24 protein-coding genes and 1 pseudogene are annotated in these 25340 nt (G+C 72.1%); 12 read left to right on the plus strand and 13 right to left on the minus strand.

The genetic code is table 11. The features are described 5' to 3' along the window. Positions 1–15 precede the first annotated feature (15 nt). Positions 16–852, minus strand: coding sequence for a hypothetical protein (locus tag AB0P07_RS22015; protein ID WP_365552977.1), 837 nt, complete (start codon positions 850–852; stop codon positions 16–18). A 158-nt stretch (positions 853–1010) separates the two neighbouring features. On the opposite strand from AB0P07_RS22015, the gene AB0P07_RS22020 reads away from it, so the two are divergent. The 6 genes from AB0P07_RS22020 (at position 1011) to AB0P07_RS22045 (ending at position 6790) form a co-directional block, all read left to right on the plus strand. After that, a complete protein-coding gene (locus AB0P07_RS22020) occupies positions 1011–1937 on the plus strand; it encodes an A/G-specific adenine glycosylase (protein ID WP_365552978.1) in 927 nt (308 codons plus the stop codon). A gap of 275 nt (positions 1938–2212) precedes the next feature. Beyond that, the gene (locus AB0P07_RS22025; protein ID WP_365552980.1) at positions 2213–2746 is read left to right on the plus strand and encodes a SigE family RNA polymerase sigma factor; all 534 of its coding nucleotides are present in this window, start codon (positions 2213–2215) and stop codon (positions 2744–2746) included. Further along, positions 2734–3411 (plus strand): hypothetical protein, encoded by a 678-nt coding sequence (locus AB0P07_RS22030; protein WP_365552982.1) that lies wholly within the window; start codon positions 2734–2736, stop codon positions 3409–3411. Before AB0P07_RS22025 ends, AB0P07_RS22030 begins: the two co-directional genes overlap by 13 nt. Before the next feature lie 124 nt (positions 3412–3535). Beyond that, the gene (gene cseB, locus AB0P07_RS22035; protein WP_365552984.1) at positions 3536–4240 is read left to right on the plus strand and encodes a two-component system response regulator CseB; all 705 of its coding nucleotides are present in this window, start codon (positions 3536–3538) and stop codon (positions 4238–4240) included. A 16-nt stretch (positions 4241–4256) separates the two neighbouring features. Continuing rightward, positions 4257–5825, plus strand: coding sequence for a two-component system sensor histidine kinase CseC (cseC, locus tag AB0P07_RS22040; RefSeq protein WP_365552986.1), 1569 nt, complete (start codon positions 4257–4259; stop codon positions 5823–5825). 119 nt (positions 5826–5944) lie between these two features. After that, entirely contained in the window at positions 5945–6790 is an 846-nt protein-coding gene (locus AB0P07_RS22045) for an aminoglycoside phosphotransferase family protein (RefSeq protein WP_365553355.1), read from the plus strand. On the opposite strand, the gene AB0P07_RS22050 is transcribed toward AB0P07_RS22045, so the two are convergent. The 3 genes and pseudogenes from AB0P07_RS22050 to AB0P07_RS22060 all read right to left on the minus strand — a co-directional run. Next, positions 6744–7310, minus strand: a complete 567-nt coding sequence (locus tag AB0P07_RS22050) for a YrhB domain-containing protein (protein WP_365552988.1) — start codon at positions 7308–7310, stop codon at positions 6744–6746. The genes AB0P07_RS22045 and AB0P07_RS22050 overlap by 47 nt on opposite strands. Continuing rightward, a complete protein-coding gene (locus tag AB0P07_RS22055) occupies positions 7311–7502 on the minus strand; it encodes a DUF397 domain-containing protein (RefSeq protein ID WP_365552990.1) in 192 nt (63 codons plus the stop codon). After that, positions 7468–7628: pseudogene (locus AB0P07_RS22060) on the minus strand (XRE family transcriptional regulator); the annotation flags it as partial. The pseudogene AB0P07_RS22060 and the gene AB0P07_RS22055, both read right to left, overlap by 35 nt. A gap of 255 nt (positions 7629–7883) precedes the next feature. Between AB0P07_RS22060 and AB0P07_RS22065 the strand changes: the two are divergent. After that, positions 7884–8108 carry an ATP-binding protein gene (locus AB0P07_RS22065; RefSeq protein WP_365552992.1) on the plus strand — a complete coding sequence of 75 codons (225 nt, stop codon included), beginning with the start codon at positions 7884–7886 and terminating at the stop codon, positions 8106–8108. Positions 8109–8117: 9 nt separating this feature from the next. Here the strand turns inward: AB0P07_RS22065 and AB0P07_RS22070 are convergent, their stop codons facing one another. Beyond that, a complete protein-coding gene (locus AB0P07_RS22070) occupies positions 8118–8636 on the minus strand; it encodes a hypothetical protein (RefSeq protein WP_365552994.1) in 519 nt (172 codons plus the stop codon). 127 nt (positions 8637–8763) lie between these two features. Next, entirely contained in the window at positions 8764–10362 is a 1599-nt protein-coding gene (locus AB0P07_RS22075; protein ID WP_365552995.1) for an MDR family MFS transporter, read from the minus strand. A 158-nt stretch (positions 10363–10520) separates the two neighbouring features. Between AB0P07_RS22075 and AB0P07_RS22080 the strand changes: the two genes are divergently transcribed. Continuing rightward, positions 10521–11120 (plus strand): helix-turn-helix domain-containing protein, encoded by a 600-nt coding sequence (locus AB0P07_RS22080; protein WP_365552997.1) that lies wholly within the window; start codon positions 10521–10523, stop codon positions 11118–11120. Here the strand turns inward: AB0P07_RS22080 and AB0P07_RS22085 are convergent. Beyond that, entirely contained in the window at positions 11117–11803 is a 687-nt protein-coding gene (locus AB0P07_RS22085) for a M23 family metallopeptidase (protein ID WP_365552999.1), read from the minus strand. The genes AB0P07_RS22080 and AB0P07_RS22085 overlap by 4 nt on opposite strands. A gap of 398 nt (positions 11804–12201) precedes the next feature. Here AB0P07_RS22085 and AB0P07_RS22090 point away from each other — a divergent pair, with 398 nt between their 5' ends. The 3 genes from AB0P07_RS22090 to AB0P07_RS22100 all read left to right on the plus strand — a co-directional run bounded on the left by AB0P07_RS22090 (position 12202) and on the right by AB0P07_RS22100 (position 18197). Continuing rightward, on the plus strand, positions 12202–14787 hold the full coding sequence (locus tag AB0P07_RS22090; protein WP_365553001.1) for an NACHT domain-containing protein: 2586 nt from the start codon (positions 12202–12204) through the stop codon (positions 14785–14787). Positions 14788–14796: 9 nt separating this feature from the next. After that, positions 14797–17388, plus strand: coding sequence for an NACHT domain-containing protein (locus AB0P07_RS22095; protein ID WP_365553002.1), 2592 nt, complete (start codon positions 14797–14799; stop codon positions 17386–17388). 152 nt (positions 17389–17540) lie between these two features. Further along, a complete protein-coding gene (locus tag AB0P07_RS22100; protein WP_365553004.1) occupies positions 17541–18197 on the plus strand; it encodes an HAD family acid phosphatase in 657 nt (218 codons plus the stop codon). Between the two features lie 76 nt (positions 18198–18273). Here the strand turns inward: AB0P07_RS22100 and AB0P07_RS22105 are convergent, their stop codons facing one another. Continuing rightward, positions 18274–20802, minus strand: coding sequence for an ATP-dependent Clp protease ATP-binding subunit (locus AB0P07_RS22105; RefSeq protein WP_365553006.1), 2529 nt, complete (start codon positions 20800–20802; stop codon positions 18274–18276). A 442-nt stretch (positions 20803–21244) separates the two neighbouring features. On the opposite strand from AB0P07_RS22105, the gene AB0P07_RS22110 reads away from it, so the two are divergent. Next, on the plus strand, positions 21245–21991 hold the full coding sequence (locus AB0P07_RS22110) for an SCO3374 family protein (RefSeq protein WP_365553008.1): 747 nt from the start codon (positions 21245–21247) through the stop codon (positions 21989–21991). Here AB0P07_RS22110 and AB0P07_RS22115 read toward each other — a convergent pair whose 3' ends face one another. The 5 genes from AB0P07_RS22115 to AB0P07_RS22135 form a co-directional block, all read right to left on the minus strand. Continuing rightward, entirely contained in the window at positions 21992–22327 is a 336-nt protein-coding gene (locus AB0P07_RS22115; protein WP_003975458.1) for an Lsr2 family protein, read from the minus strand. Positions 22328–22588: 261 nt separating this feature from the next. Beyond that, positions 22589–23098, minus strand: a complete 510-nt coding sequence (locus tag AB0P07_RS22120; RefSeq protein WP_030404798.1) for an amino-acid N-acetyltransferase — start codon at positions 23096–23098, stop codon at positions 22589–22591. A 9-nt stretch (positions 23099–23107) separates the two neighbouring features. Beyond that, complete coding sequence (locus tag AB0P07_RS22125; RefSeq protein WP_365553011.1) at positions 23108–23623, minus strand: BlaI/MecI/CopY family transcriptional regulator; 516 nt, start codon at positions 23621–23623, stop codon at positions 23108–23110. Positions 23624–23782: 159 nt separating this feature from the next. Continuing rightward, a complete protein-coding gene (locus AB0P07_RS22130; protein WP_061443280.1) occupies positions 23783–23962 on the minus strand; it encodes a hypothetical protein in 180 nt (59 codons plus the stop codon). Between the two features lie 23 nt (positions 23963–23985). Further along, on the minus strand, positions 23986–24588 hold the full coding sequence (locus AB0P07_RS22135; RefSeq protein ID WP_365553357.1) for a hypothetical protein: 603 nt from the start codon (positions 24586–24588) through the stop codon (positions 23986–23988). Positions 24589–25340 lie beyond the last annotated feature (752 nt).

Below are 25340 nucleotides of genomic sequence, written 5' to 3' on the forward strand. Positions count from 1 at the left end.
GGGGCCCGTCTGTGATCAGTCGCTCTTGAGGACGAACGACGTGCGCACCTTCTCGAACCCGGCCGCCTTGGCCTCCACCAGATAGGTGCCCGCCTTGGCCGAACCCGCGGGCGGCGTACCGCACTCGGGGGCGCTCGGCTTGCGGTCCCACTTCACGGTGTAGGTGATTCCGCCGCCGGCGGCCACCCGGTACCGCAGGCTGCCCTCGCCCTCGACGCAGTCGTCCGAGGACCAGTAGGCGTCGTCACCACTGGCCGGGGTGATGGTGAACACCGCGTGCTCCGGGCCGAGATCGACCTTGCAGTCGGTGCCGGAGGTGTTCCGCGCGGTCAGTTCGAAGGCCGGGGTCTGGCCCGGCGAGTAGCTGTTGCGGACGCTGCGCAGGCTCAGCTTCACCGCGCCCGGCGTGCAGTTGGGCAGCGCCGACCCGGCCGGCAGCGCGTCACCCGCGCCGACGCCCGTCACCGCGCCGCCACCCGAGGCGCCTCCCGAACCGCCCGCCCCCTCGCCGCCGGACTCACCGCCGGATCCGGACCCGGTGTCCGACCCGTCGCCGCTTCCGGAACTCGACCCGGAGCCCGAGCCGTTGGAGTCCCCGCCCCCCGACTCGTCGCGTCCGCCGGGGGCCTGGCTGATCGCCGGGCCGGAGCTCGAAGGACCCGGAGTGATGGAGGGCGCCGGGTTCTTGCCGTCGGCCCCGTCCTTGCGGCCGTTGCCGCCGTCCCCGCCGCCCGAGACCACGATCCAGGTGATCAATAGCGCCAACAGGGCGAAAAGAGACAGCAGTACGGCCCTCCGTCGCCAGTAGATGGAGGAGGGAAGCGGCCCGACCGGATTGCGCAGAGATCCCACGGCGCAAACTGTACGAGAGATCGGCGCGTTCCCTTGTCCCACCCGCCGTTCGGGCTCGCAACTTTTACGGATCATCATTCCGGCAGACCGGCCCGCCGGCCGCCACCGGGTGGCGGTGTTCCCGTGCGGAGGCCCTCCCGTGGCAGGATCGGAGGGTCATGACTGCGCCCACGAAGCCCTCGCCAGGCGGACCCTCCGACCCCGCCGCGTCCGGTGTGCCGCTGCACGCCCCCGTCATCGACTGGTTCGACGAGCACGCCCGCGATCTGCCGTGGCGGCGCCCCGAGGCCGGTGCCTGGGGCGTGATGGTCAGCGAGTTCATGCTCCAGCAGACGCCGGTCAGCCGCGTCCTGCCCGTGTACGAGCAGTGGCTGGCCCGCTGGCCGCGCCCCGCCGATCTCGCCGCCGAGGCACCCGGCGAGGCCGTCCGCGCCTGGGGCCGCCTCGGCTACCCGCGCCGCGCCCTGCGCCTGCACGGCGCCGCCGCGGCCATAACGGAACGGCACGGCGGCGACGTGCCCGCCGACCACGCCCAACTGCTGGCGCTGCCCGGCGTCGGCGAGTACACGGCCGCCGCGGTCGCCTCCTTCGCCTACGGCCAGCGCCACGCCGTACTGGACACCAACGTCCGCCGGGTCTTCGCCCGCGCGGTCACCGGCGTGCAGTACCCGCCGAACGCCACCACCGCCGCCGAGCGGAAGCTGGCCCGGGCGCTGCTGCCCGACGAGGAGGCGAGCGCCGCCCGCTGGGCCGCCGCGTCGATGGAACTGGGCGCCCTGGTCTGCACAGCGAGGAACGAGTCGTGCCACCGCTGCCCGATCGCGGCCCAGTGCGCCTGGCGGCTGGCCGGCAAGCCCGCGCACGACGGGCCGCCGCGGCGCGGCCAGACGTACGCGGGCACCGACCGGCAGGTGCGCGGGCGGCTGCTCGCGGTGCTGCGGGAGGCGACCGCACCGGTGCCGCAGGCCACCCTCGACCAGGTGTGGCAGGAACCGGTCCAGCGTGCCCGCGCCCTGGACGGCCTGGTGGCCGACGGTCTGGTGGAACCGCTGGCGGACGGGCTGTACCGGCTGCCGCTGAGCTGACGTACAGCGACAGCCGGCATCTTTGTGACGGCTCCCCCGTCGGGCAAATCACCCCATGTCGCCATCAAGTGGGCTGCCGTCTTACCCGGTTCCTCCTTCCGTTACACAACCGACGGACAGCCGAGGGTTTGCCGCAGGCTGCTACGCACAGCGCCGTGACAACGCTTCCCTACCTTCGTTTGCGTGCCCGGAGGGGCACGGCAACGACCAAGGACCACAGGCAGTGGGCCGGCGGATGACCACCGCCGGGATACGGGGATCGGAAGGCGGTTGACATGGGCGAGGTGCTCGAGTTCGAGGAGTACGTCCGCACCCGGCAGGACGCGCTGCTGCGCAGCGCCCGGCGCCTGGTACCCGACCCCGTGGACGCCCAGGACCTGCTGCAGACCGCGCTGGCGCGGACGTACGGGCGCTGGGAGACCATCGAGGACAAGCGGCTCGCGGACGCCTACCTGCGCCGGGTGATGATCAACACCCGGACCGAGTGGTGGCGGGCGCGGAAGCTGGAGGAGGTGCCGACCGAGCAGCTCCCCGAGTCCCCCATGGACGACGCCACCGAGCAGCACGCGGACCGCGCCCTGCTGATGGACGTCCTGAAGGTGCTCGCCCCCAAGCAGCGCAGCGTCGTGGTGCTGCGACACTGGGAGCAGATGTCAACGGAGGAGACCGCCGCCGCCCTCGGCATGTCGGCGGGAACGGTCAAGAGCACGCTGCACCGGGCGCTCGCCCGGCTCCGCGAGGAGCTGGTCGCCCGCGATCTGGACGCACGGGCGCTGGAGCGTGAGGAGCGGAAGCGTTGCGCGGCCTGACCGACGGTCGGACACCCGGGGAAGCCCGGAGAACCACGCAGGCGGCGAGTACGGCGGTGGCCGTGTTCGTCGCCCTCGGCGTTTCCCTGGCCGGCTGCGGGACCGGCGGCACCGGCGCCCGGGACGAGGGACCGGCCCACGCGGACGCGGTGGGCGGCGCCGCCTCCTCGTCCCCGAAGCCCGCGGCTGATGCGTCGCCGTCGAAGGCACCCGACCGCGTGGACGCGGTGCGGCTCGTCAAGGCCGATCCCAAGGTCTCCGCGGAGGTCAAGCGCGAGCTGAAGCCGTGCGCCGCCGACGAGTACCCCGTCGACGTGTCGTACGGCAAGCTGACCGGCGGCTCGGCGGAGGACGTCGTCGTCAACGTGCTGACGTGCGGTGACGCGGTCGGTGTGGGCAGTTACGTGTACCGCGAGGAGGACGGCGGGTACCAGAACGTGTTCAAGGCGGAGGAGCCTCCGGTCTACGCGGAGATCGACCGCGGCGACCTGGTGGTGACCAAGCAGGTGTACGACAAGGGGGACCCGGTGTCGAGTCCGTCCGGCGAGAACGTGATCACGTACCGCTGGGCGTCGGACCGGTTCGCCGAGGAGTACAGCACCCACAACGACTACAGCAACTCCGCGGGGAACGCGCCCACCCCGGCTCCCGAGCCGGACGGCTGATCCGCCCGTCGCGCAGGCCGACGCGAACCGATCGGACCGCTCGCACCGATGAGCGAGTGAAGGCTGTTGAGGGAGCCGGCACCCCGTTCGACCCGACCACACCCTGAGGACTGAGAGCACCGGGATGGCAGACCAGACCCACGTCCTGTTCGTCGAGGACGACGACGTCATCCGCGAGGCCACCCAGCTCGCCCTGGAGCGGGACGGCTTCGCGGTCACCGCGATGCCCGACGGGCTCTCGGGCCTGGAGTCCTTCCGGGCCGACCGTCCCGACATCGCCCTCCTCGACGTCATGCTCCCCGGCCTCGACGGCGTCAGCCTGTGCCGCCGCATCCGGGACGAGTCCACAGTGCCGGTGATCATGCTGTCGGCGCGGGCGGACTCCATCGACGTGGTGCTCGGCCTGGAGGCCGGCGCCGACGACTACGTGACCAAGCCGTTCGACGGGGCCGTCCTGGTCGCCCGGATCCGGGCGGTGCTGCGCCGCTTCGGGCACGCCGGGGGCGACGGCCGGGCGGAGCCCGGCGGCGCCGCCGGGACGGGAGGCGTGCTCACCTTCGGCGACCTGGAGGTGGACACCGACGGCATGGAGGTGCACCGGGCCGGGCGGCCGGTGGCGCTCACCCCGACCGAGATGCGGCTGCTGCTGGAGTTCTCCTCGGCGCCGGGCACCGTGCTCTCGCGCGACAAGCTGCTGGAACGCGTGTGGGACTACGGCTGGGGCGGGGACACCCGGGTCGTCGACGTCCATGTGCAGCGGCTGCGCACCAAGATCGGCCAGGACCGGATCGAGACGGTCCGCGGCTTCGGCTACAAGTTGAAGGCCTGAGCGGGGATACAGGGACATGCGGGGGTTCTTCCGACGACACCGGGCAGACTCGCCACCGGGGCAGCGGTACGACCGCGCCGCGCCGGGCCGGCAGGCGGGACCGGACGAGCGCACGGCACCGTCCGGGCGGCCGGGCGGCCGTACGCACGTCCCGAGCTCGGGCGGCGCCGACGAAGGGGAGCTGCGTCCGGGGAGTGCCGGTGCGCGCGGGCTCCTTGCCCGGGGACTCCGTGCCCGCGGTATCCGCACCGGGCTGCGCTGGAAGCTGAGCGCGGCCATCGCGCTGGTCGGCGCGCTGGTGGCGATCGTGCTGAGCCTGGTCGTGCACAACGCGGCCCGGGTGTCGATGCTCGACAACGCCCGTGACCTCGCCGACGACCGGGTCCTGATCGCCCAGCGCAACTACGAGCTGTCCGGGCGGCAGAACTTCCCCAACGCCCAGATCGACGACCCCGAACTGCCGCCGGAGCTGCGCCGCAAGGTCGAGGCGGGCCGGCGGGCCACGTACGTCTCCGAACAGGCGAACGGCGTGCCGGACATCTGGGCGGCCGTGCCGCTCAAGGACGGGCACGTCATGTCGCTGCACTCCGGTTTCACCGACCGCAGCGCGGACATCCTCGGCGACCTGGACCAGGCCCTGGTCATCGGCTCGATCGCGGTCGTACTGGGCGGCAGCGCGCTCGGTGTGCTCATCGGCGGTCAGCTCTCGCGCCGGCTGCGCAAGGCCGCGGCCGCGGCGAACCGGGTCGCGGGCGGCGAGGCGGACGTCCGGGTGCGGGACGCCATCGGCGGTGTCGTGCGGGACGAGACGGACGACGTCGCGCGCGCCGTGGACGCGATGGCGGACGCGTTGCAGCAGCGGATCGAGGCCGAGCGCCGGGTCACCGCGGACATCGCGCACGAGCTGCGCACCCCGGTGACCGGTCTGCTCACGGCCGCCGAACTGCTGCCGCCGGGCCGGCCGACCGAGCTGGTCCTCGACCGGGCGAAGGCGATGCGCACGCTCGTCGAGGACGTCCTGGAGGTGGCCCGGCTCGACGGGGCCTCGGAGCGGGCCGAGCTGCAGGACATCATGCTCGGCCACTTCGTCTCCCGCCGGGTCGCCGCCAAGGACCCGTCCGTCGAGGTACGGGTGATCCACGAGTCGGAGGTCACGACCGACCCGCGCCGCCTGGAGCGCGTCCTGTTCAACCTGCTCGCCAACGCCGCCCGGCACGGCCGCGCACCGGTCGAGGTCAGCGTCGAGGGCCGGGTGATCCGGGTCCGCGACCACGGGCCGGGCTTCCCCGAGGACCTGCTGGCCGAGGGCCCGAGCCGGTTCCGTACCGGCAGCACGGACCGGGCGGGCCGCGGACACGGCCTCGGCCTGACCATCGCGGCCGGTCAGGCCCGGGTCCTGGGCGCCCGCCTCACCTTCCGCAACGTCCGCCCGGCCGGCGCCCCCGCCCACATACCGGCCGAGGGCGCGGTCGCCGTCCTGTGGCTCCCGGAACACGCACCGACCAACACGGGGAGCTACCCGATGCTGCCGGACCGGGCGGACGGCGCGGCGGCGGCGTCCCGGGAGGCGTCCTCGAAGCGCTGACTCCCGGGGTGACGGCGGTCGGGTCCGCCGGCGGCCCGAAAACCGGGGGCCGTGGCGGTCCCGATGTGAAACGCTTCCCGTCGGGCCAGGAGAGCCACGCCGACATCGAGGGGGACCACGTGGAGCCTTCGGAACTCCGCCGCGCGATCGGGGCGGGCCGGGCGGCCGCTTCGGAGCTGGGCCTTGACGTCACCGATGTGACGGTCGTCCATGATTCCGACCGGGTCGCGTTGCACCTGCTCCCTTGCGACGTCCTGGCGCGCGTCGCACCCTCGGGGCAGCTGGCCGATTCCGAGTTCGAGGTGGAGGTCGCCCGCCGCCTCGCCCTCGTCGACGCCCCGGTCGCGGAGCTCGATCCCCGGTCCGACGGCCGAGTCCGGGTGCGGGACGGGTTCGCCGTCTCGCTGTGGACCTACTACGAGCCGCTGCCCTCGGAGATCGCGCCGACCGCCTACGCGGACACCTTCCGGCGCCACCATGCCGCCCTGCGCCGGATCGATCTGGCCGCGCCGCATGTCACCGACCGGGTCGCCGCGGCGCTGAGAGAGGTGCGTGACCCGGAGCGGTCTGACGAGCTGTCCGACGCGGACCGGTCCTTCCTCGGCGACACCCTCGCCGACCTGAGCGCCGCGCTGGGCACCGGCCGGACCGGCGAGCAGCTGCTGCACGGCGAGCCGCATCCGGGCAACCTCCTCAACACGAGGCGAGGACCGCTCTTCGTGGACCTCGCCACCTGCTGCCGCGGACCGGTCGAGTTCGACCTGGCCCACGCCCCGGAGGACGTGGCGCAGCACTACGCGGGTGCCGACCAGGATCTGGTCCGCCGGTGCCGCGCCCTGAACTGGGCGTTGTTCTCGGCCTGGCGCTGGCGCCGGGAGGACCGGATGCCCGAGCGGGAGCACTGGAGGGCGGAAGGACTCAACCGGGTGCGGGCCGCCCTCCGCGGACGGTCCGCACCGACATGACCGGGTCCACGGGCGGCACCAGCCTCGCGGCGGCGACCGCCACGAGGTGGTCCGGTGCGGCACCCGTCTTCAGGGCGGCCACGTACGCGACGGCCTGGGCGGGGGTCAGTTCGGGAACCTTCTGACGAAGAAGGCGCGTGGCGTGGACCCGTCCCCGGTCGGCCGTGACCGCCCGCACTTCGTCGTGCAGATCGTCCACCGCGGTCCGCACGGTCTGCCCCCGGACGCGGACCCGGTAGTCCGCCTCCCATGCCCCGCTCATGGCGGAGAGGACGCCGATCGAGTGCAGGCTTCCGTCGACGCGGTCGACCAGGTAGGGCCCGTTTCCGGCCAGCAGGAACCGATCGTCCCCGGTCCGCAGGTACTCCGCGGACGTCCAGGTGACGATCCAGACCAGTTCGTGCGCCTTGACGTCGGCCACGGCCATGCGCAACGGGTCCAGACCGGCCGCCAGATCCCTTCGGTGGACGCGTTCCAGCTCTTCCTCGACGATCCGGACCGCGGCGTCCCGTTCGGTCATCTACCGCAGGGCGTCGACGAAGGACTGCCAGGCGACGGCGCCGACGGTGACGACCGGGCCGGACGGGTGCTTGCTGTCCCGGACGGGGACGGCGTCGGCGGGGCAGTTGTCGGCGACCTCGACGCAGTCGCCGCCATTGGGGCCGCTGTAGCTGGACCTACGCCACTGGGTCTCGCTCGGTCCGGTCTGCATGACGTTCCTCCACTACGCGGGCGATCAGCGCCGCCGAGTCTTCACGGAGAGGGCGTCCGCCTGCAAGTGAGCGTAATTGAGAGTGTCTTCTTTGATGGTCTGCGGGCCGGCCGTCATGTGGCCGGCCGGACGTCATGTCCTCCGTACCGCGTCGAAGGGTTATAGCGTGATTCACGCAACCGGTCCGCAGACGGCGGACGTTGAGAGCCGGTACCACGCCGAGTTCGCCATGGGCGCGCACGCGGCCCGCCGTCTGCGCCGCGTCCTGCGGCGGTACCTCGTGCGCTCCGGGCTGTCCGACGTGGCCGACGCTGCCGAGCCGGCGCTCACGGAACTCGTCGCCGACGTCGTACGGCACGTGCGCGGCCGTCGGGGACGCGTGTGCTTCCTGCTCCGGCCGGGCGGCGTACGGGTGAGGTCGCCGGCGGATGCCCGGAACCGCCCGTACCCGGGGCCGCCGACGCGCTGGGCGAGGGCGGGCGCGGGCTCCCGATCGTCGCGGCGGTGGCCGACCGGTGGGGTGTCACGCCGTACGCGGACGGGCGGGGCAAGACGGTGTGGTTCGAGTGCGCCGGCAAGGCGGGTGAGTCGGCGCCGCGTCCGTGACCGGCCCCCTCAGCCGGCCGCGTGCCGGGTGGCGACGCGGCGTACCTCCTGGGCGGCGCCCGGCGGTTCCAGGAGCATGTGACCGGCCTCGCGGCCCTCGTGGTGGACGCGCAGGCGCGGGCCGTCGACGAGGACGCGCAGCTCCGGCCACGGGTGGCGCCACAGCAGTGCGGAGCGCTCCCACAGTTGGAGGCCGCGGCTGGTCACCACCAGTTGGTACCGCGGGCCCTCGTGCGCCGCGGGCGGCGTGTGCTCCCGGTACGGGGGCCGGACGGTGTAGGTGCCGAGGACCGTCTCCCCCGGCTCCAGGGCCTCACGGCGCACGGCGCGGCGCCGGCTGATCCGCACTCCGGCCCAGCCGGCGAGACCGGTGGTCAGCGCGGCCGGGCCGGCGATCGCCCACCACGGCAACGCGGCCTCGACGCCCGCCAGGACGACCGCGGTGACCGGGAGGACCGCGGTTGCGGCGGCGCCGGTCAGCGCTGAGCGCCGACGGGATGCGGTCCTGCCGTTCTCGTCCCTGCTCACGCCCCGCATCCTCCCTCGCGCTCCCCCTGGAGCCTCGCGGCTCAGCCTATGCCGGAAGACGAAGGCCTCCGGGCGGCCGAAGCCGCCCGGAGGCCTGGGTAGGGGAGACGGCGGGCCGCCGCCGAGGTCAGACGGCCTCGGTCACCGGTGTCTTCGCCGGTGCCGGGTCGCCGTCGCCGTCGGCCGGGGCCTCCGCCTTCGGGCCGGCGCCCTTCAGCGGGACCTCCTTGACGAACACCGCCGCGACCAGGGCGAGGACCGCCACCGCCGAGCCGAGCAGGAACGCGCCGTGGGTGCCCGCGGACACCGCGTGCTGGTAGGCGTCGCGGATCGCGGCCGGCAGGGCCTTCAGCGCCTCCGCGGTCAGGGTCGCCGACTGCTCCGTCGCCTGGGAGCCGCCCGCCGGCACACGCTCGGCCATGACGTCCTGGACCCGGTTGTTGAACAGTGCGCCCATGATCGCGACGCCGAAGGAGGAGCCGAGGGTGCGGAAGAGGGTGGTGGAGGAGGACGCGACGCCCATGTCCTTCATCTCCACGCTGTTCTGCGCCACCAGCATGGTGATCTGCATCAGGCAGCCCATGCCGAGGCCGACGACGGCCATGTACATGCCGGAGGTGAAGCGGGTGGTGTCGGTGTCCATGGTCGACAGCAGGAAGAGGCCGACCGTCATCAGCGCGCCGCCCGCGACCGGGAAGATCTTGTAGCGGCCGGTGCTGGTGGTGACCCGGCCCGCGACCATCGACGTGACCAGCATCGCGCCCAGCATGGGCAGGAGCAGCAGGCCCGAGTTGGTGGCGGACGCGCCCTGCACCGACTGCTGGTACAGCGGCAGGAAGAGGGTGGCGCCGAACATCACGAAGCCGACGATGAAGCCGATGACCGACATCAGCGTGAAGTTGCGGCTGCGGAAGATGTGCAGCGGCAGGATGGGCTCCGCGGCCCTGGTCTGCCAGAACACGAACCCGATCAGCGCGGCGACGCCGATGCCGATCAGCTCCATGATCCGCGCGGAGGTCCAGGCGTACTCGGTGCCGCCCCAGGTGGTGACGAGCACGATGGCGGTGATGCCGACGGTCAGCAGCGCCGCGCCCAGGTAGTCGATCCGGGCCTCGCTGCGCTTCTTCGGCAGGTGCAGCACGGCGCTGATCGCGATCAGTGCGACCACGCCGAGCGGGAGGTTGATGTAGAAGGACCAGCGCCAGCCCCAGTTGTCGGTGATGGTGCCGCCGACCAGCGGTCCGCCGATCATCGAGAGCGCCATGACACCGGCGATCATGCCTTGGTACTTGCCGCGCTCCCGGGGCGGTATCAGGTCACCGATGATCGCCATGACGCCGACCATCAGACCGCCGGCGCCCAGACCCTGGATCGCGCGGAAGCCGATGAGCTGGCCCATGTCCTGGGCCATGCCGCTGAGCGCGGAGCCGGCCAGGAAGATCACGATCGACGTCATGAACGAGCCCTTGCGCCCGTACATGTCGCCGAGCTTGCCCCACAGCGGGGTGGAGGCCGCGGTGGCGAGGGTGTAGGCGGTGACGACCCAGGAGAGGTGTTCCAGGCCGCCCAGTTCGCCCACGATCGTCGGCATCGCGGTGCCGATGATCATGTTGTCGAGCATCGCGAGCATCATCGCGATCATGAGGGCGAGCAGGACGACCCGCACGCTCCTCGGCTGTTTCACGGCACCGGCGTCGCCGGTCGCCGCCTCCGTCTTGTCCGCCATCTCTCCTACTCCCCCAGCTACCGCTGTACCACTCACGCTTACTTGCCGCCCGGCAAGTTGTCTACACTGGGAAAGGTAGGCGCGTAACTAGCCGGTCGTCAAGTAAGTTTTTCGGAAAGTGCGCGGGGCAGGAGGTGCGTAGGAGGATGGGCGGCACAATGAACGGCACCAAGCAGCAGCGACGCCGCGGGGACACCCGCCAGCGCATCCAGGACGTGGCGCTCGAGCTCTTCGCGGAGCAGGGGTACGAGAAGACCTCCCTGCGCGAGATCGCCGAGCGTCTGGACGTGACCAAGGCAGCGCTCTACTACCACTTCAAGACCAAGGAAGAGATCCTCGTCAGCATCTTCGAGGATCTCTCACGGCCGTTGGAGGACCTGATCGAGTGGGGGCGGGAGCAGCCGCACACCCTGGAGACGAAGCAGGAGATCGTCCGCGGCTACAGCGAGGCGCTGGCCGGCGCGGCGCCGCTGTTCCGCTTCATGCAGGAGAACCAGGCGACGGTGCGGGACCTGCGCATCGGCGAACTGTTCAAGACCAGGATGTTCGGTCTGCGCGACATCCTCATGGATCCCGAGGCGGACCTGGTCGACCAGGTCCGCTGCGTCAGCGCGCTGTTCACGCTGCACGCCGGGATGTTCGTGCTCCGGGACCTCGAAGGCGACCCCGAGGAACAGCGTGCTGCCGTTCTCGAGGTCGCCACCGATCTGATCACCCAGGCTCACCGGGGAGCCGAGGAAGCCCAGTCCCGCTCTTAGACGGTCACGCCCTTGGCCTTCAGGAAGGCGACCGGGTCGACGGCCGAGCCGTAGTTCGGCGTCGTGCGGATCTCGAAGTGCAGGTGCGGACCGCTGGAGTTGCCGGTGTTGCCGGACTTGGCGATCGACTGGCCGGTCTTCACGACCTGGCCGATCTTCACGTTGATCCTGGACAGGTGCGCGTACTGGGAGTACGTGCCGTTGCCGTGCTTGATGACGATGGCGTTGCCGTAGGCGGGGCCGTCGCCGGCGCCGTTGCCGCCGGCCTTGACCACGGTGCCGCCGTGGGCGGCGACCACGTTGGTGCCGATCGGCACGGCGAAGTCCTGGCCGCTGTGCTTGTGCGCCCACATGCCGCCGTTCTGGGCGAAGCTGGCGCTCAGCGTGTACTTCCTGACCGGGTCGACCCAGGAGGCGGCCTTCTTCTTGGTGGCCGTCTTCTTGGCGGTCGTGGTCTTCTTGGCGCTCGCGGCGGCCTTCTCGGCCTTCGCCGCCTTGGCCTGCGCCGCTGCCTGGGCCTCTACGGCGCTGGCGGCGGCGGTGGTACTGGTGGCCGCCGTGGTGCCGGTGGCGGCCGCGACCCCGGCTCCCAGTGCGACCGAGGCTCCGAGGCCGGCGGCCATCACCGCGGCGCGGGTGCGGATGGTCGTACGGGAAGAACGGGACGTGACACGCGGGAACATTCGAACCTCATGGGGACGGGTGCAGAGGAATGCCCACCGGCGGGGCGCACAAGACGCTCACCGGGCGGGCTCAACCTTGGTAACCCGGGGACCCCGAACCGCACAAAGGTGTGACCTACGACCGTATTTAGTACTTCGGTCTGAAACTTCCCGACCCATGCCAGAGCCGTCATTCTGGGCAAAACCAGGTCAGACGCCCGGAAAAACCCCTGCCGTCTACACCGTTATGTCCGTTTTCGTAGTTCTTGCGGCTTCCACTATTCCCCGTAGTACAGGGCAATCGGCCTGTGCGGCACATCACCGGCGGCCATGATCGAAGGGCCGGTGAATGTGACCGGGGCTACTCCCGTCCCGGTTAACCCGCCCCCCGTACAAGGGCGTTCACCTAGGCTCGGAACATGGTCGACGTCACAGCACTCGGGGCCCGAGTCGCTTCCAGCGCGGTCACGCCGCTCGTCCGTCGGCTCTTCGTGCGGGACGGGCCGGGGGCGGGGCTCGTGGACCGGCCGGTGCGGATATCGGCGCTGGTGTCCTTCCGGGGCGAGAAGCGGACCGTCACGCCCAAGGACGTCGAGAAGATCGCCGGGGAGCTGGTCCGCAGGGCGCTGGCCGCGGCCGGACCCGGCGAGGAGCCCGTGGACGCCGCCGAGGCCGCGGCCGTCAGGGACGCCCTGGCCCGCACCCTCGCCCGGCTCGGCGAGATCACCGTCGAGGACTACGAGGCCGTCGGGCTCGGCCCGGAGCGCTTCGCGCGCGAGCTGGGCGCGGGCGTGCCGCTGGCTCCGTACGGGCTGAGCGAGGGCGGCACGCTGCTGTACGAGCGGCTGCTGCGCACCGCCTCGCTGCACATCCTGAACTTCCTCACCCAGCGCTCCACCTACGTCGCCCGGCGGCAGACCGACCAGACGCAGCAGCTGGCCCGGCTGGTCCAGGCCGTCGACGTGGTGCTGGAACGGCTGCCGTCCCAGTCGGCCGAGGACGCCGGGTTCGAGGAGCGCTACGCGGACCACATCGCCACCCGGTACGGCAGCCTCACCATCTACGGGCTCGACGCCGGGACCCGGGAGTGGCCCCTGGACACGGCCTACCTGAGCCTGGAGGCGACCCGGCCCCGGGCGGGGCAGGACGGGCGCCGAGGACCGGAGTACGGGGCCGTGGCCGCCGAGCAGGTGCTCGCCGGGCACGACCAGGTGTTCCTGCGCGGCGTCGCCGGGTCCGGCAAGACGACCCTCGTGCAGTGGCTCGCGGTCACGGCCGCGAGCCGGGTCTACGACCACGGGCTGACCCACCTCGTCGGGCGGGTCCCGTTCGTGCTGCCGATGCGCCGGATCGTGCGGCCGGGGGCGGAGCTGCCCTTCCCCGGCGACTTCCTGCGCGCGGTCGGCTGTCCCGTCGCCGGGGAGCAGCCGCCGGGGTGGGTGGAGCGCGTGCTGCGGGCCCGGCGCGGGGTGCTGCTGGTCGACGGCATCGACGAGATCGCCGGGGACCGCCGGGCCGCCGCCCGGCGCTGGCTGCGCGAGCTGGTGCGGGCCTTCCCGGGGAACCTGTGGCTGGTCACCTCGCGGCCCTCGGCCGTACCGGAGGAGTGGCTGGCCGCCGAGGGCTTCGACGAGCGCGTGCTCGCACGGATGTCCCGGGACGGCGTCACCACCTTCGTACGACGGTGGCACCGGGCGGCCGGGGCACCGGAGGAGGTCGGCAAGTCGCTGCTGGAGGCCGTGCGCACCACGTCCGAGCTGAACCGCCTGGCCACCAACCCGCTCATGTGCGGCATGCTCTGCGCCCTGCACCGCGACCGGCGCGGCTTCCTGCCCCAGGACCGCAGGTCCCTGTACGAGGCCGCCCTGACCATGCTCCTGGAGCGCCGGGACCGGGAGCGGGAACTGCACGGCCCCGACGGAACGCGGCTGCCGTACGCGGTCCAGGTGCAGCTGCTGCAGAAGCTGGCGTGGTGGCTGATCCGCAACGGCCGCCAGGAGATGGACCGGACCGAGGCCCTGCGGATCGTCGGCCGTGCGCTGCCCGCGCTCAGCCTGGCGGCCGACGGCGAAGAGGAGACCTACCACGCCCTGCTGCTGCGCTCCGGGCTGCTGCGCGAACCTGCCGAGGGCAGGGTGGACTTCCTGCACCGCACCTTCCAGGACTACCTCGGCGCCCGGCTGGCCGTCGAGGAGATGGACTTCGACCTGCTGGTCGACCACGCGGGCAGGGACGACTGGGAGGACGTCATCCTGCTGGCCCTCGCGCACGCCCGCCCGAAGGAGGCGGAGTACCTGATGCGCAGGCTGACGGAACCGGGCGACCCCCGCCGCGCGCTGCTGGCGGCGGCCGGGCTGCGGTACGCGGCGGAAGTCGCCCCCCAGGTGCGCAAACGGGTGGAGGACGGGCTGGTGGCGCTCGTGCCGCCGGTGTCCTTCGACGCGGCACGTGAGGTGGCGCGCGCCGGCGGCGATCTCGTGCTGGGCCTGCTGCCGGGCCCCGAGGAGGTGGATCACCGCACGGCAGCCCGCGTGGTGTACACGGCGGTCAGTGTGGGCAGCGAGGCGGCGCTGCAGTTCCTGCGCCGTTTCCGCGGTCATCCCGGCTCCGGCGTACAGCAGTCCCTCGCCGCCGCCTGGCACCTGTTCGACCGTGACCGGTACGCCCGCGAGATCCTCGCCCACCTGCCCCGGCAGTGGTCCGTCGACGTGTCCTCGGTGGCGGACCTGCGCGCGCTGCGCGCGCTCGGCGGCTGGGAGCACATCCACGTCCGCGGCGCGTACCGCGTCGAGGACCTGACCGCCCTGATCGTGGCCGAGCGCCTCGCCCGGCTGACGCTGGACGCCGCGCATCCGGTGGAAGGGCTGGCCTGGCTCTCCGCCTTCCCGGGCCTGCGCACCGTCACCGTGCTGGCCGACACCGACCCGTCCGTGGCCCGGCAGGTGCCGGACAGCGTGCGGGTCCAGATCTCCGCAACCGACCAGTCCTCACGACACCGGGGGTAAGCCGTATCCATGGATCCCGCCGTCCGCACGCCCTCCCGTCTCGCCGCCCCCCTCGTCCACCGGCTCTTCCGCGACCCCGTGCGGCCGCCGGTGTTCTCCGAGCCGGTCCCCGGCCTGGTCACCTGGCGGGGCACGCGGGCCACGGCCACCCCCGACGACGTCCACCGCACCGCCGCCGACCTGGTCCACCTCGCCGCCGAGCGGCATGCCGCGCCCACCGCCGAACTCGCCCCGGTCGTCGACGTCCTGGCCCGCACCCTGCTCGCGATCGCCGAGGTCGACGTCACCGACGCCGACGCCGTACGGCTGGGCCCGCAGGACTACGCGCGGCGGCTGCGGGGCGCCGTGCAGGGCGCCGACCGGGAACTGTCGCCGGACGCGGCCTGGTTCCACGACGCGCTGCTGGTGTCGGTGTGCCTGCACGTCCTGCACCACCTGGTGCGGCGTTCCGCCTATCTCCAGCGGCAGTTGCCGGGGCGAGCGAGCCGGATCGCCCAGCTGGTCGACCAGGGCGACGCCGAGGCGGCGGCACGGCAGGCCGAACGGCCCGAGGAGGACGTGGCGTTCGAGGCCGAGTACGTCCAGTGGGTGGCCCGGCGGTACGGCTGGCTGACCATCGTCGGCGTGGACTTCCCCAACGCGCCCGACCGTTGGCCGCTGGAGGAGACCTATCTGAGCCTGGAGGCGGAGGAGCGCAGCAGCGGCGTGGGCGGCGCCGAGGACGAGCAGCGCACGGTGCTGCTCGCGGACCGGGCGCTGGAGGACCACGAACGGGTCCTGCTGCGCGGCGGCGCCGGCTCGGGCAAGACGACCCTGGTGCAGTGGCTGGCCGTGGCCGCCGCCCGCGAGGGCTCCCGCATCCCCTTCGTGCTGCCCGTACGCCGCTTCGCCCGCGAGGGCTTCCCGGCCCCGGACGACTTCCTGCACGCGGTGCGGCATCCGCTCGCCGACCGGGCGCCGGAGGGGTGGGTGGTGCGCACCCTGCTCGCCGGGCGGGCGCTGCTGCTGGTCGACGGCATCGACGAGGCTCCGGAGAAGACGCGGGGCGAGTTGCGCGACCGGCTGCGGCGGCTGCTGCGCGTCTTCTCCGGAAACGGCTGCCTGGTCACCTCCCGGCCGTCCGCCGTCTCCGACGGCTGGCTGTCGGGGGGCGGGCTGGCCGAGGAGGACTTCGTCGAACTGTCGCTGGCGCCGATGTCGCGGGACCAGGTGACGCGGTTCATCCGGGACTGGCACTCGGCGGCCCGCCTGGACGAGCAGAGCCGTCCCCAGGGGCCCCAGGGCCGGGAGCGGGAGCGGGAACGAAGAACGCTCGACGAGTACGAGCAGCGGCTGCTGCACTCCGTACGGATCTACCGCGAGCTGCGCCAGCTCGCCACCAACCCGCTGATGTGCGGCCTGATATGCGCCCTGAACCGCGACCGGTCGGGCTCCCTGCCCAGTGGCCGCAAGGAGCTGTACGACGCCGCCCTGGAGATGCTGCTCCAGCGCCGCGACCCCGAACGGGACGTGCTGTACGCCGACGACGTGCGGCTCCAGCAGAGCACCCGCGAGCGGCTGCTGCAGAAGCTGGCCCACGCCATGCTGGAGGAGGACGCCTCCGAGCTGACCGGCGAACGGGCGGTCGCCATCCTGGACGCCGCGCTGCCCGCGATGCCCGCGGCTCGCGCACAGGGGGACGGCGCGACGATCTTCCGGCACCTGCTGCACCGCACGGGTCTGCTGCGCGAACGGTCGGGCGAGTCGGTCGACTTCGTCCACCGCACCTTCCAGGACTACCTGGCCGCCAAGGAGATCGTGGCGCGCGGCCGGTTCCCGACGCTGGTGGACCACGCCCACCAGTCCGAGTGGGAGGAGGTCATCCGCATGGCCGCCGCCCACGCCCGGCCCGAGGAGTGCGCCCAGTTCCTGGAACGGCTGCTGGCGCCCGCGCCCGGACTGCGCCGCCCACAGATCAACCACCGGCGGCTGATGGCCGCGGCCTGCCTGGACCACGTCACCGAACTCGACCCGGCCGTCCAGCGGCTCGTCCACGACCGTACGAAGAACCTGGTGCGCCCGACGACGGAGCTGGCCGCCCGGGGGCTCGGCTGGGTGGGCCCCATCGTCCTCGAACTGCTGCCCGATCCGGGGCAGGTGCCCGACGACCGGCAGGCGCATCTGCTCGCCTGCACCGCGACCCGCGTCCAGGACGACGCCGCCATCGACTACCTGGCCCGGCTGCGCTCCCGTGCGGCGCTGCCGGTCCGCACCGAACTGGCTCGGGGCTGGCGGCACTTCGACACCGAGCGATACGCCCAGGAGATCATCGCCCACCTGGATCCGGACGGTCTCTACTTCCCGGTCGCCGACACCGCCGAGCTGGCCGCGCTGCGCGAGCTGGGCGGGCGGCCGCGCGTCCAGGTGGGCGGGGTGATGCGGGCCGAGGAGCTGCTGGCGGGGCTGCTGACCGACCAGGTGACCCACCTGTGGCTCAACGCGGAGCTGCCCGACACGGACGTCTCCTGGCTCTCCGGGCTCCCGCGGCTGCGGGTGCTGCGGGTCAACCCCCGGCTGCCGCGGGTGCGGAACGTGCCGGACGGGGTGGAGATCACGGCGTAACCGCAGGCCGGACGGATGACTACTGCTCAGTAACCCAATCGTTGCCGTCCGGCCACTTGCTGGGGCGAGCATGCACGCGACAACTTTGTGCCGTCAGGCATCCGTTTTGTGCCGTCAGGCATCCGCGCAGGCATGAGAGGACCCCACCCCCCATGACCGACCAGACCGGACAGACCAGACAGACCCGGCCCCTCTGGGGGCGCGCCGCGAGTACGGCCGTCGTCGCCGCGGCGGCGCTCACCGCGACGGTCACGCCGTCCGTCGCCGCCCCGGCCGATTCGCCGCCCGCGTCGGTGCCGGCGGCCGCCGCGGCCGACGTCGACTACGACACGTGGCAGCGCGACTGCCGGGCCGTGATGGACGCGGCACTGCCGTACCTGAAGGAGCGGATCGCCGACGCCGGCCCCGGCGAGAAGCAGGCGATCGTCCTCGACATCGACAACACCTCCCTGGAGACCGACTTCGGCTTCAGCTACCCCCAGCCCGCCAACCGGCCGGTGCTGGAGGCCGCCCGGTACGTCCAGGAGCACGGCGTCGCCCTGTTCTTCGTGACCGCCCGCCCGGGCATCATCGAGGCGCCCACCGAGTGGAACCTCGCGCACGCCGGGTACGAGTCGTCCGGGCTGTACGTCCGCGGGTTCCTCGACCTGTTCAAGGACGTCGCCGTGTACAAGACGGAACAGCGCGCGGAGATCGAGTCGAAGGGCTACACGATCATCGCGAACATCGGTAACAGCGCCACCGACCTGTCGGGCGGCCACGCCGAGAAGACCTTCAAGCTCCCGGACTACGGCGGTCAGCTGTCCTGACGCCGGTCACGGAAAAAGGGGGCCACCCGGGACTTCGGTCCCGGGTGGCCCCCTTCTCAGGCTCACCCTCGCAGGGCTACGCCTCCTTGCTCAGGTTCGGGCCCGCGCCGCCCCCGGCCGCCTGCTCGATCGGCGGAACGTCGGGGAGGGCCGACTTCTCCTCACCCCGGAAAGTGAAGGTCTTGGCGTCGCCCTCGCCCTCGGTGTCCACGACCACGATGTGACCGGGACGCAGCTCGCCGAAGAGGATCTTCTCCGACAGCGTGTCCTCAACCTCGCGCTGGATCGTGCGACGCAGCGGACGCGCGCCCAGCACCGGGTCGTAGCCCTTCTTGGACAGCAGCTCCTTGGCGGACTGGGAGAGCTCGATGCCCATGTCCCGGTCCTTGAGGCGCTCGTCCACCTTGTCGATCATCAGGTCGACGATCCGCAGGATGTCGTCCTGGCTGAGCTGCGGGAAGACGACCACGTCGTCGACGCGGTTGAGGAACTCGGGCCGGAAGTGCTGCTTGAGCTCGTCCTGGACCTTGTTCTTCATGCGCTCGTAGTTGGTCTTCGTGTCACCCGCGGCGGCGAAGCCGAGGTTGAAGCCCTTGGAGATGTCCCGGGTGCCGAGGTTGGTCGTCATGATGATGACCGTGTTCTTGAAGTCCACGACCCGGCCCTGGGAGTCGGTCAGGCGACCGTCCTCCAGGATCTGCAGCAGCGAGTTGAAGATGTCCGGGTGGGCCTTCTCGACCTCGTCGAAGAGGACGACCGAGAACGGCTTGCGGCGGACCTTCTCCGTCAGCTGACCGCCCTCCTCGTAGCCCACGTAGCCGGGGGGCGAACCGAAGAGGCGCGAGACCGTGTGCTTCTCGCTGAACTCCGACATGTCGAGGGAGATCAGCGCGTCCTCGTCGCCGAAGAGGAACTCGGCGAGCGCCTTGGACAGCTCGGTCTTACCGACACCGGACGGACCGGCGAAGATGAACGAGCCACCGGGACGCTTCGGGTCCTTCAGACCGGCACGGGTACGGCGGATCGCCCTGGACAGCGCCTTGACGGCGTCGACCTGGCCGATGACCCGCTTGTGGAGCTCGTCCTCCATGCGCAGCAGGCGGGACGACTCCTCCTCCGTGAGCTTGAAGACCGGGATGCCGGTCGCGGTCGCGAGGACCTCGGCGATCAGCTCGCCGTCGACCTCGGCGACGACGTCCATGTCGCCGGCCTTCCACTCCTTCTCCCGCTTGGCCTTGGCGGCCAGGAGCTGCTTCTCCTTGTCGCGCAGGGAGGCGGCCTTCTCGAAGTCCTGCGAGTCGATCGCGGACTCCTTGTCGCGGCGGACGCCGGCGATCTTCTCGTCGAACTCGCGCAGGTCCGGCGGCGCGGTCATCCGGCGGATGCGCATCCGGGAACCGGCCTCGTCGATCAGGTCGATCGCCTTGTCCGGCAGGAAGCGGTCCGAGATGTAGCGGTCGGCGAGCGTCGCCGCCTGCACCAGGGCCTCGTCCGTGATGGAGACGCGGTGGTGGGCCTCGTAGCGGTCGCGCAGGCCCTTGAGGATCTCGATCGTGTGCGGCAGCGACGGCTCCGCGACCTGGATGGGCTGGAAGCGGCGCTCGAGGGCCGCGTCCTTCTCCAGGTGCTTGCGGTACTCGTCCAGCGTGGTCGCACCGATGGTCTGCAGCTCACCACGGGCCAGCATCGGCTTGAGGATGCTCGCGGCGTCGATGGCGCCCTCGGCGGCACCCGCACCGACCAGCGTGTGCAGCTCGTCGATGAACAGGATGATGTCGCCGCGGGTGCGGATCTCCTTGAGCACCTTCTTCAGGCGCTCCTCGAAGTCACCGCGGTAGCGGGAGCCGGCGACCAGGGCGCCGAGGTCCAGGGTGTAGAGGTGCTTGTCCTTGAGGGTCTCGGGCACCTCGCCCTTGACGATGGCCTGCGCGAGGCCCTCGACGACGGCGGTCTTGCCGACGCCGGGCTCACCGATGAGCACCGGGTTGTTCTTCGTACGGCGGGACAGCACCTGCATGACCCGCTCGATCTCCTTCTCGCGCCCGATGACCGGGTCGAGCTTGGACTCACGAGCGGCCTGGGTGAGGTTCCGGCCGAACTGGTCGAGGACCAGGGACGTGGAAGGCGTGCCCTCCGCAGGACCGCCGGCGGTGGCGGTCTCCTTGCCCTGGTAACCGGAGAGCAGCTGGATGACCTGCTGCCGCACCCGGTTCAGATCGGCGCCCAGCTTGACCAGGACCTGGGCGGCGACGCCCTCGCCCTCGCGGATCAGGCCGAGCAGGATGTGCTCCGTGCCGATGTAGTTGTGGCCCAGCTGGAGGGCCTCGCGGAGCGACAGCTCCAGGACCTTCTTGGCACGGGGGGTGAAGGGGATGTGTCCGGACGGGGCCTGCTGGCCCTGGCCGATGATCTCCTCCACCTGCTGGCGGACCGCCTCGAGCGAAATCCCGAGGCTCTCAAGGGCCTTGGCGGCGACACCCTCACCCTCGTGGATCAGGCCCAGGAGGATGTGCTCGGTGCCGATGTAGTTGTGGTTGAGCATCCGGGCTTCTTCCTGAGCCAGGACGACAACCCGCCGCGCGCGGTCGGTGAACCTCTCGAACATCGTTAATCGCTCCTCAGAGCGGTCAGGCAGTGGGGGGAACTTCCCCTCCCTGTCCTTCCGCAGCTTAGTCCCGCAAGCGGGGACCGCTCATTCCAACTGCCGACACCGTCGATGGCCTCCTGACCCCTGACGCCGACATCTGCCACAACCCGATGGTGCGAGACGATGTTCCCGCAGGCCAAGCACTTACCCCACTCGCCAGTACGCCGATGGCGAACGCGAGACGGCCCGATCTGCAAGTCGCCCCCTCCCACTAGGGATGTCTTACCCGCGGGGACTGACACTCCATGCCGCGCACACCGGTTCCCTCCGCTACGGGCGAACAACCTTGCGCCACCCCGCACCCCCCGCACGCCCCCTCGCACCACCCGTGTCCAGCACTCTGCGTTTTCGAATCGGGACCCAGCGTAACTTGAGGCCTCTGCGGACGGTTGCACTTGGCATGGTTGGCGCCTCGCACCCGGTCCCCGTCGCTCCCGCGGCCCCCGTTGTGCCGTCGCCGCGCCGGCCCACCGGGAACGGCGGCTCGGCGTGGGAGCGGACGCGCTGGTGGTACGAGAGCGCGCTCGGGTGGCCGACGACGCCCGGGGACCCGGTGCGGTTGCGCACGGGCGTGCGCTTCGACGTCCTCGACGTGCCGGTCGGCGCCGGGTACGCGACGCTGGAGCGGCTGGACCGGAGGGAGCGACTGGACCGGGCGGACCGGCCGGTGTGCGCCGGTCCGGCCGGACGCGTCGGCGGGGGTTCGCCGGTGCCGGGGTTTCCGGTGGCCGTCCAGGGCGGGCGGATGCTGCTGCTCGTGGCGGCGGGTGCCGCGGAGGAGCTGCCCGGGCTGCTGGAGTGGCTGGAGTGGGGTTCGCTGACGCTCGGCCTGACGGCGCTCGGTGCGGGCGGCACCGTGGACGCGCCCCTTGCCCCGCCCGGCCCTGCGCTTGCCCCGCCCGGCCCTGCCGGGCTGCCGCCGCGTCCCCCGGAGCGCGACGGCCTGCACGGGGCCGCCGTATGGCTGCGGCCCCCGGAGCCGGGATGCGAGGTGGAGTCCTCGCTGCCGGCACTGTCGGTGCCCGGACGCACCGGGACCGCCCTCGATCTCGCCCGGCTGGTCCACACGCTGGCCACGCAGTGCCACCGCCTCCGGCTCACCGCGAGCGGCCCGCCGCGGGCACGGCCCGTGGCGCGGGTCGGGTGATCAGCCGTTGGCCTGCTCGTACGCCTCACGGACCTTCGCGGGGACACGGCCGCGGTCGTTGACGTCCCAGCCGTTCTCCTTGGCCCAGGCGCGGATCGCCGCCGTGTCCTGACTGCCGCCGGAAGCGGCGCGTGCCTTGCCGCGGCCGCCCGAGGCGCGGCCCCCGGTACGGCGGCCACCCTTCAGGTACGGGTCGAGAAGACCGCGGAGCTTGTCCGCGTTGGCGGTGGTGAGGTCGATCTCGTAGGTCTTGCCGTCCAGTGCGAACGTCACGGTCTCGTCTGCCTCGCCGCCGTCGAGGTCGTCGACAAGAAGGACCTGAACCTTCTGTGCCACCGGATTTCCTTTCATCGATAACTTGAGGGCCGGGGGTCCGCCGGCGTCCGCCGTATCGCCGCCCCTTGTTATATGCAGTACTGCAGTACGCCGGAAAGCAAACCGCTTTTGCCGGAAAAACACAAACCCCCGGCGGAGACCGGTAGCCCGACTCCGGGCCGGAAACATGCGCGTTTCGGACATAGGGAACCCATGAAGGGCGCGTCGGTGGAATAAACCTCGAAGGACCGTGGGCCGTGGACGTCCGGGGCTCCCCGGCGATCACAGATGCAGAAGCATCCGGCTGTTGCCCAAGGTGTTCGGTTTCACTCGTTCGAGACCCAGGAACTCCGCAACGCCCTCGTCATAGGAACGCAGCAGCTCCGCGTACACATCGGTGTCGACGGGTGTCTCCCCGATCTCGACGAAGCCGTGCTTGCCGAAGAAGTCCACTTCGAAGGTCAGACAGAAAACGCGGCGAACACCGAGCCAGCGTGCCGTGTCCAGCAACTTCTCCAGCAGCTTGTGGCCGACGCCGGCGCCCTTCAGACCGGGCTTCACCGCGAGAGTCCGCACTTCCGCGAGGTCTTCCCACATCACGTGCAGGGCGCCGCAGCCGACCACCTCGGCGTTGTCGTCGCGTTCCGCGACCCAGAACTCCTGGATGCTCTCGTAAAGCGTCACCATCGCTTTGTCGAGCAGGATGCGGTCACGGACGTACGCGTCGAGCAGCCGGCGCACGTCCGGGACATCGCTGGTGCGGGCCCGCCGGACGCTGATGGCATTTGGCATGGGGGGACGCTATCGCTCGCCGCCGTCCGATGCCGCGCCGGGTCCCGGCGGCGGGGTTTCCGCTTCCGGCGCGGGCGTTTCCCGACCCTGCGCCGGGGTTTCCGGTGGCTGTGCCGGGGTTTCCGGTGCCTGGGCGGGGGTTTCCGGTGGCTGTGCCGGGGTTTCCGGTCCCTGCACGATGCGGATGGCGTCCCCGAGGGCCTGACGCTGTTCCTCGCTCATCATGCCGAAGAAGGCGACGAGGGCGGCGGCGGGGTTGTCGCTCTGCGACCAGGCGTCGTTCATGAGGGCGGCGGCGTAGGCGGCGCGAGTGGAGACCGCCTCATATCGATAGGCACGGCCTTCGGACTCGCGGCGCACCCAGCCCTTCTGATGGAGATTGTCCAAAACGGTCATCACGGTCGTGTACGCGATGGACCGTTCCTGTTGCAGGTCTTCCAGGACTTCCCGAACGGTCACGGGGCGGTTCCACTTCCACACCCTCGTCATGACCGCGTCTTCGAGTTCTCCCAATGGGCGAGGCACGCTTCGAACGATAGTGGGAGATCGGGACGACCGCGTGCCGGACGTGCGCTTTCGCAGGCGAACGCGCGCAAAAGGGGCGTACGGCTCCGCGGGGAGGGTGCGGGAGCCGTACGCGGGTGTGCCGCGGTGCGTGTCGTGGCGCGGCGCGCCCCGGGTCGGTCAGGACTCGGGGTGCGGGGACGCCTGCCGGGCGCCCTCCGCGCGGGCGAGGGCCGCGTCGACGACCGCGTCCTCCTTGGCCTTGTTGGCGCCGCCCTGGGTCTTCACGATCACCCGGATCAGGCCGATGAAGAAGACGGCCATGACGACCGGGGGCAGGAGCGCGGAGACGTAGTCCATGGATCCAGGGTAGCCAGGCGCCGTCAGCCGGCGGCGAGGTGGTGCCGGGAGCCCGGTGCCGGCGGGGCGGGCGGGTTGGCGGGCGGCGCGGGCTTGCGGCGGGGGAAGACCTCGCCGGGGGTGGGGACGGGGCGCTTGGGGGCGGCGGGGGCGGGGCCGGGTCGGGGGGACGGCTTCGGGGCGGGTTTCCGCGCGGGGTCCTCGCCGGGGTGGCGGCCGCCGGGGACGGCGTGGAGGCGGGTGCGGGTGCGCGCCGCGGGGAGCGTCGCCCTGGCCGGGGCGGATGCCGTCGCGGGGCCGCAGCGGGCCAGGAGCTCGGCCGCGGCGGGGTTGCCGCGCAGGGCGCCCAGGGCGGCGAGGTCGTCCGCGTCGGGGCGATGGCCGGCGTCCAGCGCCTCGTCCAGGAGCGCGAGGTAGCCGGTGGCGGTGCCGGGGAGGGCGGCGCGGTACCGGGCGAGGTCGGCCACCAGGAAGGCGCGGAGCCTGGCACCCTCCCGCATCGCCTCGTCGAGCGACTCTGCGAGGTGGAGGCAGTCCTGGGCCTCCTGGGCCGAGACCGTGCTGGGGTTCAGGGCGAGGGCGAGGGCTCGCCGGAGCACACGCAGCTCCTGAGCACCGAACGCCATGCCGCCGCGGGGTCCGTAGGGCGTGGGCATGCGGCGACGATACGCGCTAATCAGACAAACTCGGCATAGGGGGCACGGGTGTGGCGTACGGGCCCACCCGGATGCGGGTGCCTCCGGCGGTGGTGCGGGCGCCTTCGGCGGTGGGTGGTTGGTGTGGTGGGGGTGGGTGCCTGCGGCGCCTGCGCGGGTGGGGTGGGGGTGCGGATGCCTGCGGCGCCGGTGCGGGTTTGGTGGGGGTGCGGATGTCTGCGGCGCCTGTGCGGGTGCCTCCGGCAGTGGGTGGTGGGGGATGCCTGCGGCGGTCTGTACGGGGTGCGTGGTGGTGGGTGCCTGCGGCGCCGGTGCGGGTGCCTTCGGCGGTGGTGCGGGGTGCCTGCGGCGCCTGTGCGGGTTGGGTGGGGGTGCGCGTAGCGCCGTAGGTTCGGTGGGTGGGTCGGGGCCGGGCCGGGGGGTGTCCGTCCTCGGAACGGCGCGGAATCGGTCGGCCACAGATCTCCCCCGGCGCGGAGGCGCCAACCACTGCGGGCGGACACCCCCGACCCGACCCCTCCTCGCCGTACGCGGCTCTCCCCCGCCCCACGCCACTGCCCCATCCCCGCCGTACGCGGCTCCCCGCCGCCCCAGCCGCAGGCAGCCCGCCACACCACCACCGCTGCTGCGGGCAGTCGCCACGCCTGCCGCCCCCGCTGCGGGCAGTCCGCCACGCCACCGCCGCTGCTGCGGGCAGTCGCCACGCCTGCCACCCCAACTGC

Origin of the sequence: Streptomyces sp. NPDC085944 (assembly GCF_040686295.1) — a bacterium.
GTDB lineage: Bacteria > Actinomycetota > Actinomycetes > Streptomycetales > Streptomycetaceae > Streptomyces > Streptomyces salinarius.